Genomic DNA, 15863 nt, shown 5'->3' on the forward strand with positions numbered 1-15863 from the left:
GACGGAGGTTGTCGAGTTTTGCGGATGACAATGGTTTTGCTTACTTTTGTCGAAACAAAAGTAAGGCGAACCGCAGGTTAAACCCTATAAATGAGCTTAAACCATCAGACTCCGTCATGAATCAAGGTATTAATTTACTCCGCACCATCTGGAACAAACACATAACCCACCCCCCAAACGGTCTGGATATAACGCGCACGCGCCGGATTTTCTTCAACCAGACGGCGTAAACGTGACACCTGAACATCAATCGAACGTTCCATGGCACCCCATTCACGACCACGCGCCAGATTCATCAGCTTGTCACGGGTGAGCGGTTCGCGTGGATGCTGAACCAGAGCTTTCAATACCGCAAACTCACCTGTGGTTAAAGTCACGACTTGACCTTCACGGGTCAATGTACGGGTTGATAAATCCAGTGACCAGGGGCCAAATGAGACCACTTCCATTTGCTGGCTCGGTGCGCCCGGTACTTCACGCACTTGACGACGCAATACCGCACGAATACGCGCCAGCAATTCATTCGGATTAAACGGTTTAGGCAGGTAATCGTCCGCACCGGCTTCAAGCCCTGCAATACGGTCAGAATCGCTGCCGCGCGCGGTCAGCATAATAATAGGCGTATCGATATTGGATTGGCGTAAACGACGACAGATACTTAAACCGTCTTCGACCGGAAGCATAAAGTCGAGCACGATCAGAGAAAACAGTTCCCGCTGTAAAAGTCGATCCATCTGCGTGGCATCGTGTGCAGTTTTCACCACAAAGCCTTTATCTTCGAGGAAACGTTGCAATAGGGTACGCAGACGAACATCATCATCAACAACCAAGATGCGTTCGACTCGGTCTGTTTCGGTATGTACGGCATCGGCTTTTTCAGCAGGTACAACTAAACTCATGAGATGCTCCTTTATTCTTTATTGTCGTCATAAACAAAAAATGAAATATGCTTTGAGTATACGATTCATTGATATTAATTGACTATGCTCTAAAGCACCAAATATTGCAGTTAAAATCAAGACATAGATACCAAATATATACATCTAAATGGACAAAAAATATGATTTGGAGCAACATAAAAAGCAAAGTTCATGCAAACTATATTCAGAAAAGCTGAAAACTGTCGCACTTCATAATATAAAGTTGAGACAAATTAATAAAAACAATGGTGGATTTTATAGGCCCGGTCTTTATAATCATGCCATTTAGTACTTATCCTTGTGGGATCAAACACGATGACTGACTTAGTTCAGCAGTTGGCAAAAGAACTTGCCGTACGTCCAAACCAAGTTGAAGCTGCCATCAAGCTTATTGATGAAGGTGCCAGTGTTCCTTTTATTGCACGTTACCGTAAAGAAGTAACGCAAGGCTTAGACGATACGCAATTACGTCAACTCGATACGCGTCTATCATACTTGCGTGATTTGTATGAGCGCCGTGACAAGGTGATTGAATCACTCAAAGAACAAGATAAATTGTCTGATGATTTGTTGGCGCGTGTGAATGCAGCTGAAACCAAAAATGCATTAGAAGAAATTTACGCGCCGTACCGTCCAAAACGTACCAGTAAATCATTTAAGGCCAAGGAAGCCGGTTTAGGCCCAATCGCCGAGAAAATTTTTGCTGAAGCGGTAGATCCAAGCGACGCATTGGCCGGTTTTAGCCATGACGATTATCCAGATACTGAAAGCCAGCTTGATGCGATCCAGCACATCCTGATTGATGACTGGGCACAAAATATCGCGCTGACCACTGAACTGAAAGCCACTTTTGCCAAAACTGCAGTGCTGAAAAGTTTGGTTGCTTCTGAAGAAAAGAAAGAAGTCGGTAAAAAATTCCGTGATTATTTCGATTTCTCTGAAAACCTGAACAAAGTGCCTTCACATCGTTTATTGGCGATGCTGCGTGGCCGTCAAGAAAACGTCCTGGGCCTGAAAGTGGATGGCGAAGATGCTGCACCATTGGCACGCATTGAGACTGAATACAATTTAGAAACGATTCAGCCGCAAGCACGTCAGGACTTCTTGAAGCAAACTGCAAAACTGTTCTGGCTTGGCAAAGTGCGTCCAAGCATTGAACATTCATTGCTGACTGAAAAACGTCTGGCTGCTGAAACAGAAGCCATGAACGTATTTGCTGAAAACTTGCGTCATTTACTGCTTTCTGCTCCTGCAGGCGCGCGCACCACTCTGGGCGTTGACCCGGGTATCCGTACCGGTGTGAAACTGGCTGTGGTGAATGCATCGGGTGATGTGCTGGCACACAGCACGATTTATCCATTTGCACCCAAAGATGATAAAGCAGGTTCATTGGCTGAACTGGCACGTTTATGCCGCGAGTTCAATGTTGACCTGATTGCAGTGGGTAATGGGACGGCAAGCCGTGAAACTGAAGCTTTAGTGGCTGAAATGATGGCGGCGAATAGCGATCTTAACCTGACCCGTGTATCTGTGTCTGAAGCAGGTGCGTCGGTATATTCAGCATCAGAACTGGCTTCTCAAGAACTGCCAGAGCTGGATGTGTCGATTCGTGGTGCAGTGTCAATTGCACGCCGTTTACAGGATCCATTGGCTGAACTGGTAAAAATTGATCCGAAATCGATTGGTGTGGGTCAGTATCAACATGATGTGAACCAGACCGGTTTAGCGAAAACCCTTGAAGCAGTGGTAGAAGATTGTGTGAACTCGGTCGGTGTCGATGTCAACACGGCATCTGCGGCGATTTTGGGTTATATCGCGGGTCTGAACAAATCGATCGCACAGCAAATTGTGGAATTCCGTAAGGAAAATGGTCGTTTTGACAATCGTCAGTCTTTGAAGAAAGTACCACGTTTAGGCGAGCGTACTTTTGAGCAGGCTGCGGGCTTCTTGCGTATTCAAGATGGTACAGAACCACTGGATGCTTCTGCAGTTCACCCTGAGTCATATGCTTTGGTGAGCAAAATTGTTGAAGCAAAAGCCACGACTGTAAAAGACATCATTGGCAATACTGAAATCATTCGCCAGGTCAATGCTGAAGAATTTGCAGATGAGCAATTCGGTCTGCCGACCATTCAAGACGTATTGGCTGAACTGGAAAAACCGGGTCGTGACCCGCGTCCAGAATTCCGTACGGCGAAGTTCCGTGATGACATTACTGAAGTTGCGCAATTGTCTGAAGGCATGCAGCTTGAAGGTGTGGTGACCAATGTCACTAACTTCGGTGCATTTGTCGATGTCGGTGTGCATCAAGACGGTTTGGTACATATTTCTGAACTTGCCAATGAATTTGTCGCGGATCCGCATAAAGTGGTGAAACCGGGTCAAATCGTGCAAGTGCGGGTCTTGAATGTGGATGCTGAACGTAATCGTGTGAACTTATCGATGCGTCCTGAAGGTTCTGAAGCGCCGGCAAAAGCACCACGTCAGCCACGTCGTGAAAACAATGAACAGCGCGGTGAGCGTAAGCCTCAAGGCAAACGTCCACAGCAAGCGCGTCCGCAAGGTGAGCGTCCTCAGGGCAAGAAACCGCAAGTGGCTAAACCACAAGAGCAAAAAATTGGTGGTTTAGGCGCATTGTTATTACAAGCAGGGATTAAAGGTTCAAAGTAATCTTTAATTGCTAAAAGAAAACCTCCCATCGGGAGGTTTTTTTATATCTGATTTTTATGAATTGATCATCGGTACAATCCAGCTGGTAATAATCAGCAAAATACCCAGATGCCCCATTTTTCGTGTCACATAAACCAGTTTCGACGGTGGCTGTTCCAGTCGTTTGGCATATTCTTCCATGCTAATGCCTGCTTTGGTTTTACTGCTAAATAAAAACACGCCCAAGTCAATACAGATCAGAATCGTACCAATATCAGCGACCAGCTCCATCAGGACAAAATCTTGGTTATACAGCGACATGCTCACGCTATAAGTCAGATAGACGGCAAAGGCCAGACACAGGTATTGCAGGACCACTAAAAACTTCTGCATAAATCTCAACAGTTCACAAAATGAAGGCAATTATACAAATAATCGGGCACTCTCGGTCAATTACAAGCCTTTCATGACCTCAGCAAAATTTTGCTTCTCGACCAGTTCCAAAAATTCATCGCCTAAACGCTGACTTTCAGCAATACAGGCTTTCCATAATTTGATCCGCTCTGCCTGATCTAGGCCCTTCAGGGTAAAATCCTTACGATCCGGTAAGCGGCCTAAAGGCAAACTTTGCAGATAGTCCTGCGATGGAGAAAGCAACAAGGTGCGTGCCTGATTTTCCGGATTTGAGGTACGTTTAAATAACTTGTCAAACCAGCCGGGGGTAATGCTGTCAGTAAAATGTGGATAGAGCACAATGCCTTTGCTCTGAAAGGGCAGGTCAATGTGATAGTCAATCAGACCACCATCGCGGTAATAACCCTGCGGTGCATCTGGAATATTGTTCACCGCTGCCATTACCCCGGGAATCGACGCCGAGGCCATCAGCCAGGACAATACACTCTGCTCGGTCAGGGCATGATAATGTGTAGTAAATCCATCTTCCGCGATTTGAAATTGTTCCCCCATATTCGGCTGGCTAATCACACGTTGCATAAAATGACGGCTGTGTTTACGTGCAACAGCAGTCGTTCCGACAATTCCGGCTACAGAGGCCAGCAAAGGCAGCACTTTGTCACTCTGGAAAATGTGCTGGGCTTTAATTGAAATGACTGCGAGATGATAATCCGGATGATTGACCAGATCATTTTCCTTGCCTTGTACCAGGTCGAGTAGCATGCCGCGGCAAACTTCGCTGACCTCCTGGCGGGTCATTTTTTTATGGAAATAAAGGTTGGTATACAGCTCAGCTAAACGCTCGGTTCCCTGTTGAGCCCCATGTGCAGCCATACTGGCAAAACGCCAGCTACCAATCGAGGAACCAACGAGAGTACGCCGTTGTGGGGCACGTGGGAAAAACTCGCCAAAAATCGCCTGATCCAGACCCTGAATCCCGATTCCTTTTGGGCCACCCGCAGCACCGGGGATAATATCGACCTGTTCAGGTTGTAATCCTTGTTGCAGAATCAGCTCACGTGCCAGATGGCCAGCACGAATCGTCAGCGCAGGCGCCCGTTTTTGTAAAATCTGTACCATGATTCAACCCATACCAGCCAAGTGTGTGCTTATTTTAATCGATGCGTCTTTAGACCCAATGGCAAGATATGTCCTAAGGTGACTTGAGAGTCATGGCATCGGGTTGATGTAAGTGTGCATGAGTTCTTTATTGCGTAAATTTAAAAAAGGTAGATTAAATGAAATAATCAAAAGCGTGGTTATAGGATAGCTTGGCCAGTAAAAAGCATGAATTAGAAACAAACTACCTGCAAGACCTATCCATATTTTTAAAGCTAGTATTAGCTGTGTTTGTCGTAGACAGAATAGAAATAACAACGGAAGCAGGTTAAAGCTGACAATGAGCCAGAAATAGTCACTATGAATCAGGAGGTAGAATGTGGTATTGGCAGCAGAGGACCATGCCAGCCAATGGGCTGTTTGGTTGATATAGAAAAAAATATCTATCCATGTTGGGAAGCTGTAAAGTAGTGCAGTGAGAAAGGTTTTTTGTCTATTCTGGCGATACAGTGCCCATAAAAAACTATATTTCATTTGGATATTCTTGTTTTATTTTTTCAATAATTTAAGCATAAAAAAGCCTGACGAATCAGGCTATTTAAAAAATTATTTCGCAATTCGCCAGACGGCAAGAACACTCGCTAGCACAATCAGAAGCACCGACACAAACCATGGTGAAATAATCGCAATCGACAGCAGAATGGCCATGATACTGCCAAACATCCAGCTACGTTTTTGCTGAAGTTCCATTTGCAGGCGCATGCTTTGCAGTTCATTGAGCTGTTTGGCATGCCAGGCTGACTGGTTTTTCAGACCGTTCAGGCTATCAATCATCAAGGTTGGTAGATCCTGTGCCCCTAATAGCAAATCCGGAATTTTTTGTCCCAGTTCTTTCAGGTTTTTCTGCGGATTCATTTGTGCCTTGATCCAGTCCGTCAGGATCGGTTTGGCTAGACTCCAGATATCCAGTTCCGGATACAGGTCGGTTCCCAAGCCTTCGACATGCACTAGTGTTTTGAGTAGCAGCATCAGTTGCGGTGGAATTTCCAGATGGAAACGACGGGCAATGTCCATCACTTCAATCAGAATACCGGCGAAATCCAGTTCATGCATTGGTTTAGAGACCATCGGCCCGACACTGCGGCGCATTTCACGAGCCAAAGCATCCTGATCGGTACCCGGTGGAATCCAGCCAGCTTGATGCACCACCTGAATCAGTTGCATGAAGTCGCTGTTCATGACAGCCAGCAGCATGCGTGCTACGGTCATCTGGTCATGCTTAGACAGCTCGCCCATAATCGCGCAGTCCAGCGCAATAAAACGCGGATTACTCGGATTGATGGTTTCGACAAAAACATTGCCCGGATGCATGTCGGCATGGAAAAAGTTATCGCGAAAGACCTGGGTAAAGAAAATAGTCAGGCCTTTACGTGCCAGATCAGCACGATCCATGCCGAGTCGGTCAAAGGTCGCGATATCTGAAATTGGCACTCCGGTAATGCGCTCGGCCACCAGCACATCTTTGCTGTCCATATACACTTCCGGCACGTACATCATGCTGGAGCCGGTAAAGTGGTGGCGCATGCGGCGGGTATTGTCCGCTTCCAGGGTCAGGTCCAGCTCATTTAAAATGATCTGGCGGTAATCCTGAATGATTTCAGATAAATGTAAGGCACGCGCTGCTTCGAGACGTTTTTCCAGAAAGTCCCCCAGCCATTGCAGAATTTCAAAATCCTGCAAAATCTGCTGGCGAATATTCGGACGGGTCACCTTGACCACCACTTCACGGCCATCATGCAGGGCAGCGGTATGAACCTGTGCAATCGAGGCAGCAGCCAGAGGCTGGGTGTCAAAACGGGCAAACAGGGTATTCACATCGGCTTTCAGTGATTCCTGGATGCGCATCTTGGCCACGTCATTGTCAAAGGGCTTGACCTGATCTTGGAGCAAGACCAGTTGCTGTAAAAGTTCAGGTGCAATCAGGTCGCGACGTGTAGAGAGTAACTGACCCATTTTAATGGCCAGCGGACCCATTTCCTCTAAAGCCAGTTTTAGCTTGAGCGGGTTTTTACGTTCACGACTGGACCAGGCGGCCGGATGCATACGGATCAAAGACAGAATATGCCGGGCCTTTTCTGGTAATTCTTCCGCAGGAAACAACGTGTCGAGTCGATAGTGCGCGGCGATGCGCCAAAGTTCGAGTAAACGTGAAACATGCGGAATCATAAAGCAGCGTACCTAGTCTTGAGTAGAATTGTTTGAGGTATCGATCTGGGCCTGAAGCTGCTGGATTTTCGCTTCAACCCGATCTAAATTTTGATTCAGGATACGGGTGTCCTGATTCAGGTCATCCATTTGCCAGCGTGGGGCAAACAGACCACTGTCTTCTTTTAAGGCATCTTCGGCAAAGAATAGCTGACTTTGCAGGGTACGTTTCAGCTGTTTGGGTAATAGCTGAAATTTACCAATTTCATGTGCCAGTGCCGGGCCAATCCAGGGACTTAAGTGCGCCGCCAGATCCAGCTCTGCCTGTTGCATGATGCGCTGGATTTCCTGCAATAACTTGTAGTCACCTTGCAGTGGAATATTGCCGACTTCATCGGACAGCAGCAGCTTGAGTAATTCCACCACATTGCTGACCTGCAAGGTTGCAGTCGCTTCGGTGACTGTAGATGAGCCAGCATCAAATGGACGCTGTTCAAAGATTGAAGATGCTTCACTATGACCAGTCGCGGTCGGCTCCAGACGAAGCTTGTCTTTATCAAAAAACACATCGACCGAAAGCTGCGGCGAAGCAATCACCACCCGCAGCATTTTACCAGACAAAGCATTTAGCTGGATGCGGGTAATCGCATCCAGATCAATCACATGGTGAATCACGCGTTCAACAGCACCGAGTGCCAGAATTGACCACATAGGGAGTGAACCTTAAAGTTTAAAACCGCGGTGAACTGCAACAATCCCGCCAGTCAGGTTGTGATAGTCACAATTCTGGAAGCCGGCATTTTCCATCATGCCTTTTAAGGTGCGCTGGTCTGGATGCATACGAATCGATTCAGCCAGATATTTATAGCTTTCAGAATCATTGGCAATGATTTTACCCATGATTGGCAAGGCTGTGAATGAGTACAGATCGTAAAGCTTAGAGAATGGCTCAAACACCGGTTTAGAGAATTCCAGCACCAGTAAACGACCACCTGGCTTGAGTACGCGATACATCGATGCAAGTGCGGCATCTTTATCAGTCACGTTACGCAGACCGAAAGAAATCGTCAAAAGATCAAAACTGTTGTCTGCAAATGGTTCTAAGGTTTCAGCATTGGCCAGTACGAAATCGACATTGGTACAGCCGGCATCGATCAGACGGTCACGACCGACATTCAGCATCGATTCGTTAATATCAGACAGCACCACATGACCGGTCGGGCCCACTTCACGGCTAAACACTTTGGCCAGGTCACCGGTACCGCCGGCAATATCCAGCACCTGCTGGCCACGGCGTACACCGGACATATTGATTGCAAAACGTTTCCACAGACGGTGAATCCCGAAAGACATCAGGTCATTCATGATGTCGTATTTGCTGGCCACCGAATGGAACACTTCAGCCACTTTCTGGGCCTTTTCTTCGCTGTTTACGGTTTGATAACCAAAATGTGTGGTTGAACCCACGTTGCCGGTATTGGCACCGCGTGGCAGGTTATATTTCGGCACCGAGCCTGTGACTGGCGTATCAGTCAGGCGTTGTTCGAGGGATTGTTGCTGACCTTGCGGCGTACCTTGTGGAAGAGGTTCAGTTAAGAATGGGCTCACTTTGTCTGTCTGTTGTGCCGACTCAGGGGTAGGGGTAGGCGTTGTATTTTCATTCGACATTGGAGTCACTCCTAACATATCAATCGGGTTAATCTTGCATTGTCTGCATCATGACAGATTCTAAAGGCTTATTCAGCAATCATGATGCAATTGTTATGAATAATATACAGAAAAATGTGCGCTTGGCAGAAATACTGCACTACTATTTATTGAAATGGCAACGCATCGCCAGAGTGCACTTTATCAATAATCTGGCGTTCGGTTGCGGTAAATTCACGGACAAATTTTTCTGCCGATTTCAGCGGCTTCATGGCCAGGAAACCATCCTGCATAAACGCATACATCACCTGAAAGTTATATTTATTGGCCGCGCCTTTACACATCTTGAAGGCCGCATAGACCACAAAGGAGCGCATGTATTTATCCAGACTCATACCGAGCTGATCCAGCAAGGCCAGTTGTTTTAACCGTGCCTGACCCTGATCCAGTTTGAGATAGGTCAGGCGCATCATCTCATCGGTCAGTGTTTCATGCGGATGATAATCCTGTAATAACTGAATCGCGACCTGCTCATCCAGCTGTACCGCCAGAATCGCCAGTTCTACACCCAATGTCCCGGTTTTGATGGCATTTTCAGGAATCACTTTTTCTGCTTTATGGGCATATTTCATCAGCCGGGCAATCTGTGCTGCCAGTGCATCAAATTCGGCACCACCATAGAGACGGTTCAGGAAATATTCGGCCATCAACTGATTGGGTTTTTCCGCAAAATGCGCGCGATGAGTTCGCTGCATGCGAACTTTCTGCCAGGCCTGTACATCCTGTAAACGGCTCAGAATATCCGGTTGGGTATGATAGCTCAGCTGATAATAATGCGCTAACAGATCATCGAGAACGGCAAGTTTGGACATGAGATTTCAATTATAGTTTGAGAATGCAAGAATCTTAGAGGCTGCCGGGCAATCCTGCTATGACAAATTGAACAGAGATCGGGCATTTGTCTGTCAATGTGTTGTTTAAATAGCCAATTTAATCGTGTGAAAAACGTTGCCAGAGCTATTTTTGCGCCAAAACTCATCGTTATACTGCAAACAGAATAAAACATCAGGGTTGAAGATACGCATGGAACAACCACAATTTCAGTTAATGGATGAAGATCAGTTATCGGTCGAGCTGATTGATGCTCAATATGATTTAAAAAAAACACGTGGTCAGAAAAATGCCAAAAGCCTGTTGATTCTGGTCAACGGGATTGAGCTGGCCGGTAAGGGTGAAGCGGTCAAGCAGCTGCGTGAATGGGTCGATCCGCGCTATTTGCGCGTGAAAGCGGATGCACCGCAAGTGGCCGGGCCTAAACAGACTTTGTGGCAGCCTTATGCGCGGTTTATTCCGGCCGAAGGACAGATCATGGTCTTGTTTGGCAACTGGTACAGCGACCTGCTGAGCAGCGCCATGCAAGCTGAAAGCCCGCTGAGTGATGCACAGTTTGATGAATATCTGCAAGAGATGCAGGCCTTTGAACAGGACCTGAAAAATAATCATGTCGATGTGGTCAAGGTCTGGTTTGACCTGTCCTGGAAAGCCCTGCAAAAACGGCTGGATGCCATGGATCCGAGTGAAGCGCACTGGCATCAGCTGCATGGTCTGGACTGGCGCAACAGAAAACAGTACGACACCTTGCAGCGCTTGCGTCAGCATTTTACCGAAGACTGGTTCATTATTGAGGGTGAGGATGAGCAGCAGCGTGACCAGCAATTTGCCCAGCATATTCTGGGTGCTCTCAAGCATTGCCCCAATCATCCGGCCAGAGCCAGTGGACGATGGAAACAGGCCAAGATTCCCGAACTGTTAAAACATCCTGCCGAAACTCGAGCCAAGGCAGAGGATTACAAGCCGGAGCTGAAAAAATTAACAGCTAAGGTGGCCAAGGCGATGCGGTCCGATCCGCGGAATGTGGTGATTCTGTTTGAGGGCATGGATGCTGCTGGAAAGGGCGGCGCGATCAAGCGCATTGTGAAAAAACTGGATCCGCGTGAATATGAAATTCATACCATTGCCGCACCAGAAAAATATGAGCTGAGCCGTCCCTATTTATGGCGCTTCTGGACCAAACTGCAAAGCGATGATGATATCTGTATTTTTGACCGTTCCTGGTATGGGCGGGTGCTGGTAGAGCGGATAGAAGGTTTTGCCAGTGCCGCAGAATGGCAACGTGCGTATGCGGAAATTAACCGTTTTGAGCAAAGTCTGGTCAAGCATCAAACCGTGGTGATCAAACTGTGGCTGGCCATTTCCAAAGATGAACAGGCCGCACGTTTCAAGGCACGCGAAGATACACCGCATAAGCGTTTTAAAATTACTGAGGATGACTGGCGTAACCGGGAACGTTGGGAGGATTATCTGAAAGCGGCAGCCGACATGTTTGAACGTAGCTCGACCGATTATGCGCCTTGGCATATTATTGCGACCGATGATAAAAATACCGCACGGGTCGAGGTGTTAAAGGCCATTTTAAAACAGCTTCAGGCAGAATAATCTGCCTGAAGTAGCACGGGCTCAGCTGTTTAAAATATTGAGCTCAAATGTGCTTAACCTTGAGCGACCTGTTTTTGCTGGATATTTTTAGCCGCACGGTAGCATTCCTCGACATGGGCTTCGGCAATTTTTTTCATGACAAAATAGCCCAGACTGGCGGCAATCAATTGACCACCCAGGGGAATGAATTTTGTCACTTGCTTTGTGATCACTTTCGCTGCAACATTGTTCAAAGATTTTTTGACAGCAGTTCGCGCGACCACCAGACCAGAAAATTCTACGCCGCGTTTACGCAGCTCATTCCAGTGCACCTGACGGGTTTTGGGATCATAGACACTGATCTGATCAGGCGCCAGTCCGAAGCGGGCATTGATCTCGGGAATCAATTGCGACAAGATGCCGATGTCAATGACGACATCCATAAACGGCACTGGAATAATGGCGGCACCCGCAGAATAGTAGGCACGTTTTTTGGTGAGTTCCAGGCACTCGGCACGAATTTGTTCCAAATCTAAGCTTGGATCGATACGTTCAGGAATTTTATCTAATTTCATGGGCACTACCTAAGCTCTATGTTATTTTTTTCTATGAAAGCATCATTAAGATGCTTTTTTCAAAGAAATTTTTCGACTGAAGTGTGATTTTAAAGTGTCATACAGCGCTCGAGATGTATAGTAACTAATCTTTATCATTTTGTAGTAAAACTAGTTCAGCAGTTCAGGGGAAACGATGGCAATCCATGTTATTCAGAGTCAACGCATTGATGTGCTTTTGGATAGTATGCTGCGTATTGTCAATCAAACTGCCCGGCATCCGTTTGAAGTGTTACAGCCCCGGCATTTTATTGTGCCGTCTCCGGCCGTAGAAAGCTGGTTGACTCAAAAAATTGCCGAGAAGAAAGGCATCAGTGCCAATAGCCAGTTCCATCACCGGATTCGTGCCTTTCAGTGGACGTCTTATCAGTGGGTGCTGAATGCGCCTAAAGAAGTCGAACAGGTTCGAGAAGCCAATATTCCGCGTATTATCATCAAATGGCGCGTGTTTCAGGCACTGCGTAAATGTATTCTGCCAGAACATATTCCCTTAGACGTCGATCATCCGCTGTATTCAATTGTAAAGCGGATTTACGACAGTGCCGACCGGCTGGAGCAGGGCACGGAAAAACAGCTGAAAAAACAGAGCATGCTGTACTGGGTGGCCGAGCAGGTATCGCGCCTGTTCAGCCATTATATGGATTATCGCGGTTATTGTGCACGTAACTGTCCACCGCAAAGCTGCAGCTGTCCGACCAACTGGCTAGAGGCCTGGGGACAGGATATTGCGCTGGATATCGAGCAGATGATTTATAGTCCCAAAGATGAAAATGGTCACGAAATGCAGGTGGCCGATTTCGTCAAAATTCAGGCGCGTGAGCTGGAAGCCTGGCAACGCTGGTTGTGGCAGCATGTATTTCAGGAGGATTATGCCAAAATTCTGGAGATTGAGCGCCTGTATTGGGAACGGCTGGAGAATCCGGAAACACGAAGCGAAGCCCTGAAACGCTTGCCGGCACAGATAGTGGTATTTAGCCTGCTGGAACTTTCGCCCAGCCAGCTGGACTTTTTACGCCGGCTGGGGCAATACATAGACATTTATATCTTTCATTTTAACCCCTCGCAGGAATACTGGGCCGACAGTGTCGATCCAGACTGGAAAGCCAAATTTGATCTGCAACGGGAAGAGCGCTTTATTCAGCGCTTTGAAAAAACTCGCCAACGTAAACCGAATGATGCTGAACTGAAAGAATTTCGAATCAAGCAGCTTAACTTTAATGCCGAAGATCGTGAATCGCGGCATCCGCTGTTGACCCGATTTGGCAAGCAGGCGCGGGATCATTTCTCTTTACTCTCCAAACTGTCTTCTGGAGAAGAAGGTCTCTGGGCCGATGTTTTTGTCGATGACTATCAGGACAAGCTGCTGGCAAAAATCCAGTCAGATATTTTATATTTACTCGAACCTGAACAGCATCAATATGCTTTAAGTCCGGCCGATGATTCGGTGCAGATTCATGTCTGTCATTCCTCGTTGCGTCAGCTGGAAGTACTCAAAGAACAGGTCATTCACTGGCTGGCACAAGGCACGGAACAGCAGCCACGGCAACCGAGCGACATTCTGGTGCTGAGTCCGAATCTGAAAGAACTGGAACCGGCGATTCGCAGTGTCTTTGCCCCGCCACCACGTGAGCGTGAGATCGGCAGCCAACGGTTGCAAAAAGATAACCTGTATTTACCGATCCAGATTGCCGGGGTGTCGCGTCTGGATGTTAGCAATGCCTGGTGCGCGGTACTGGGCCGGATCCAGTGGGTACGTCGCCGTTTCAGTATTGAGGACTTTGCTGACTGGCTCAGCCTGAATGCCACCCAGCAACGTTATGCGCTGGACTATAGTCAGGTAGAACGGATGTTGCAGTTGCTGACGGATGCTGGCTTCAAGCGTGGTCTGGACCAGCAGCATTTACAGCAAAGCCTGAGCGCAGGCGATGATGATTACCGTTTTAGTTTTAAATTCGCGCTAGACCGTCTGGCTTTGGGCTTGGCCATTCCTGAACATACAATGTTTGAGGATACCTTGAGTTATGCCAAGGTTCTGACCAGTGATTTCCCACTGATTTCGACCCTGATCCAGATTTATCAGGATCTGGTGCAGCGCCGTGACTGGCTGACTTTGCATGAGACCGGACAGCGCACACCGGTGAAAACCTGGCTGGAATATTTGCGGGCTGACCTGAATGAATTTCGTGATGCCGGGGTGGAATCGCTCAAAACTGTTGCCGAGATTATCGACAAGCAGATGCGGATGCTGACCCTGGCCGATTATCATGAGCAGGATGATTCACATGCCAGTCAGGAGCTGGTGGCACTGAGTTTGCCTTTGCCTTATGTGCTGGAAGAAATTCAGAATATGCTAGAAATGCAGCTGGATCAGGCCGAGCCAACCGGACAGATCACTTTTAGCCAGATTGGCCAGATCCGGCCACTCCCTTATCAGCTGGTGGTGATGCTGAATCTGGATAGCGGTAAGTTTCCGAGCCGGAATCAACAGGTGCCGTTTGATCTGATGCGCAGCCTGAAGCCGCAACTCGGCGATCGTTCGCGTCTGGATGATGAGCAGGGCGCTTTTCTGGATGCCTTGCTATTGGCGCAGGATAATTTATGGCTGTTTTATAATGGCTTTGATCTGGACGATGGCGAGGCCCGAGATCCATCCACTGCCTTGCAGGAACTGATTCAGCATATCGCATTCATCTGTCAGTCGGAACAGCCGGATGCCGAAGTCGATCCTGTGGTGGAAATCAATGGTCTGTCAGTCGCCCAACATATCCAGCAGCTTTATCATGTACATCCCTTGCAGCCTTTTGATCCAGCCGGATTTGCAGATGCGCAAACACCGCGTTATCGGGATCAGTGGTTTGCGGTGGCAGAATATATCCGAAGTGCCGAAGGCAAGCGCAGCAGCTGGATCAATGCGCATTATCCGGCAGTTGAACAAAAAGAACTACGGGTGCTGAAAGGGGATGAGTGGATTCGGGACATGATTTTCCCGGCACGTTTATTTCTGAAAAGTGTCGGAATTTCCACAATTCGCTATGCAGATTTGCCGAGTTCCCGTGAGCCCTTGTTATTAAACAAGCTGGAACAATATCAGGTGCGGGATTTTCTATTACAACAAGATCAGCAGATTGAGCCGAGCTTGATGCTAGACCGTTTGCCAGTAGGCAAAACCCAGCAAGCCACCTGGCTCAGCAGTCAGCAGGAACAGCAGTTGTTGCAAGAACGTTTGCTACAGCTCGGCAAAGAACTGACGCCGGTGACCCAGCAATCCCTGCAATTTAGTCCTGAACTGATCATTCATATTAACGTGCCTCAGGTTTCATACAGCAGTTGCTGGTTAAGTCTGCAATCCTCTTCGGCCTCGGAAAAACGCCGTGCCCAGATCTGGCTGGAATATCTGTTATGGCTGGCTTATCTGAATGATGATGCACGCTCACCGGAACTGGAACGTATTGTGATTTTCAGTAATAAGACCCTGAAATTTTCCGGCTTGAGTTCAACTAAAGCGCGAGAATATTTACAGTTCTGGTTCAAAGCCTGGGAAATTGGTCAACAGCAGCCGCTGGTGTTGCCAGCGGAATTGTTGATGAAAAAAGAGTGGCAGTGGGCCGAAAATGAACAGGGCAAAATGACCATTGTGGAAATGCCGGAACTGCTAAAAGCCTGGAATAATAGCTATGAAAGTGCCAAGCCTTTGGCTTCGGATGAATCCAGCCTGTTGCATCAGGACTGGCAGTTTATTTTGCAGGATCAGGACCCGGATCTGGCCTTGCAGCGCTGCTGTCATGATTTCGCCCATGCTCTGTATGCGCCGATTCACCAACATCTGGAATGGGTGAAATAG

General features: G+C 47.6%; 12 protein-coding genes. 3 read left to right on the forward strand and 9 right to left on the reverse strand.

The window, feature by feature from the left end:
- Positions 1-134 precede the first annotated feature (134 nt).
- Positions 135-899 (reverse strand): two-component system response regulator OmpR, encoded by a 765-nt coding sequence (ompR, locus tag FTU40_RS02225; protein WP_004278590.1) that lies wholly within the window; start codon positions 897-899, stop codon positions 135-137.
- A 336-nt stretch (positions 900-1235) separates the two neighbouring features.
- On the opposite strand from ompR, the gene FTU40_RS02230 reads away from it, so the two are divergent.
- On the forward strand, positions 1236-3590 hold the full coding sequence (locus FTU40_RS02230; protein WP_180039613.1) for a Tex family protein: 2355 nt from the start codon (positions 1236-1238) through the stop codon (positions 3588-3590).
- Between the two features lie 54 nt (positions 3591-3644).
- On the opposite strand, the gene FTU40_RS02235 is transcribed toward FTU40_RS02230, so the two are convergent.
- The 7 genes from FTU40_RS02235 to FTU40_RS02265 form a co-directional block, all read right to left on the reverse strand.
- Positions 3645-3962 carry a hypothetical protein gene (locus tag FTU40_RS02235; protein WP_074383938.1) on the reverse strand — a complete coding sequence of 106 codons (318 nt, stop codon included), beginning with the start codon at positions 3960-3962 and terminating at the stop codon, positions 3645-3647.
- A gap of 60 nt (positions 3963-4022) precedes the next feature.
- Positions 4023-5102, reverse strand: coding sequence for a patatin-like phospholipase family protein (locus tag FTU40_RS02240; protein WP_100534686.1), 1080 nt, complete (start codon positions 5100-5102; stop codon positions 4023-4025).
- Positions 5103-5192: 90 nt separating this feature from the next.
- Positions 5193-5615 (reverse strand): hypothetical protein, encoded by a 423-nt coding sequence (locus FTU40_RS02245; RefSeq protein ID WP_180039615.1) that lies wholly within the window; start codon positions 5613-5615, stop codon positions 5193-5195.
- Positions 5616-5687: 72 nt separating this feature from the next.
- The gene (locus FTU40_RS02250) at positions 5688-7307 is read right to left on the reverse strand and encodes an AarF/ABC1/UbiB kinase family protein (RefSeq protein ID WP_005095319.1); all 1620 of its coding nucleotides are present in this window, start codon (positions 7305-7307) and stop codon (positions 5688-5690) included.
- 12 nt (positions 7308-7319) lie between these two features.
- Entirely contained in the window at positions 7320-7997 is a 678-nt protein-coding gene (locus tag FTU40_RS02255) for an SCP2 domain-containing protein (protein ID WP_005095321.1), read from the reverse strand.
- Between the two features lie 12 nt (positions 7998-8009).
- A complete protein-coding gene (gene ubiE / locus FTU40_RS02260; protein WP_005095322.1) occupies positions 8010-8954 on the reverse strand; it encodes a bifunctional demethylmenaquinone methyltransferase/2-methoxy-6-polyprenyl-1,4-benzoquinol methylase UbiE in 945 nt (314 codons plus the stop codon).
- Between the two features lie 146 nt (positions 8955-9100).
- Entirely contained in the window at positions 9101-9805 is a 705-nt protein-coding gene (locus FTU40_RS02265; RefSeq protein WP_074383941.1) for a hypothetical protein, read from the reverse strand.
- A gap of 205 nt (positions 9806-10010) precedes the next feature.
- Here FTU40_RS02265 and FTU40_RS02270 point away from each other — a divergent pair, with 205 nt between their 5' ends.
- Complete coding sequence (locus FTU40_RS02270) at positions 10011-11429, forward strand: phosphate--AMP phosphotransferase (protein ID WP_180039739.1); 1419 nt, start codon at positions 10011-10013, stop codon at positions 11427-11429.
- A 53-nt stretch (positions 11430-11482) separates the two neighbouring features.
- Here the strand turns inward: FTU40_RS02270 and FTU40_RS02275 are convergent, their stop codons facing one another.
- Positions 11483-11983, reverse strand: coding sequence for a hypothetical protein (locus FTU40_RS02275; protein WP_005095328.1), 501 nt, complete (start codon positions 11981-11983; stop codon positions 11483-11485).
- 175 nt (positions 11984-12158) lie between these two features.
- Between FTU40_RS02275 and FTU40_RS02280 the strand changes: the two genes are divergently transcribed.
- Positions 12159-15863, forward strand: coding sequence for an exodeoxyribonuclease V subunit gamma (locus FTU40_RS02280; protein ID WP_180039617.1), 3705 nt, complete (start codon positions 12159-12161; stop codon positions 15861-15863).

It is taken from the genome of Acinetobacter sp. YH12100 (assembly GCF_013419135.1).
Lineage (GTDB): Bacteria > Pseudomonadota > Gammaproteobacteria > Pseudomonadales > Moraxellaceae > Acinetobacter > Acinetobacter pseudolwoffii.

What these genes read in the sequence shown, in the direction of transcription:
- FTU40_RS02280 (WP_180039617.1), top strand. Translation starts at nt 12,159, where the DNA reads ATGGCAATCCATGTTATTCAGAGTCAACGCATTGATGTGCTTTTGGAT.
- ubiE (WP_005095322.1), bottom strand. Translation starts at nt 8,954, where the DNA reads ATGTCGAATGAAAATACAACGCCTACCCCTACCCCTGAGTCGGCACAA.
- FTU40_RS02245 (WP_180039615.1), bottom strand. Translation starts at nt 5,615, where the DNA reads ATGAAATATAGTTTTTTATGGGCACTGTATCGCCAGAATAGACAAAAA.
- FTU40_RS02235 (WP_074383938.1), bottom strand. Translation starts at nt 3,962, where the DNA reads ATGCAGAAGTTTTTAGTGGTCCTGCAATACCTGTGTCTGGCCTTTGCC.
- FTU40_RS02240 (WP_100534686.1), bottom strand. Translation starts at nt 5,102, where the DNA reads ATGGTACAGATTTTACAAAAACGGGCGCCTGCGCTGACGATTCGTGCT.
- FTU40_RS02265 (WP_074383941.1), bottom strand. Translation starts at nt 9,805, where the DNA reads ATGTCCAAACTTGCCGTTCTCGATGATCTGTTAGCGCATTATTATCAG.
- FTU40_RS02230 (WP_180039613.1), top strand. Translation starts at nt 1,236, where the DNA reads ATGACTGACTTAGTTCAGCAGTTGGCAAAAGAACTTGCCGTACGTCCA.
- FTU40_RS02275 (WP_005095328.1), bottom strand. Translation starts at nt 11,983, where the DNA reads ATGAAATTAGATAAAATTCCTGAACGTATCGATCCAAGCTTAGATTTG.
- ompR (WP_004278590.1), bottom strand. Translation starts at nt 899, where the DNA reads ATGAGTTTAGTTGTACCTGCTGAAAAAGCCGATGCCGTACATACCGAA.
- FTU40_RS02255 (WP_005095321.1), bottom strand. Translation starts at nt 7,997, where the DNA reads ATGTGGTCAATTCTGGCACTCGGTGCTGTTGAACGCGTGATTCACCAT.
- FTU40_RS02250 (WP_005095319.1), bottom strand. Translation starts at nt 7,307, where the DNA reads ATGATTCCGCATGTTTCACGTTTACTCGAACTTTGGCGCATCGCCGCG.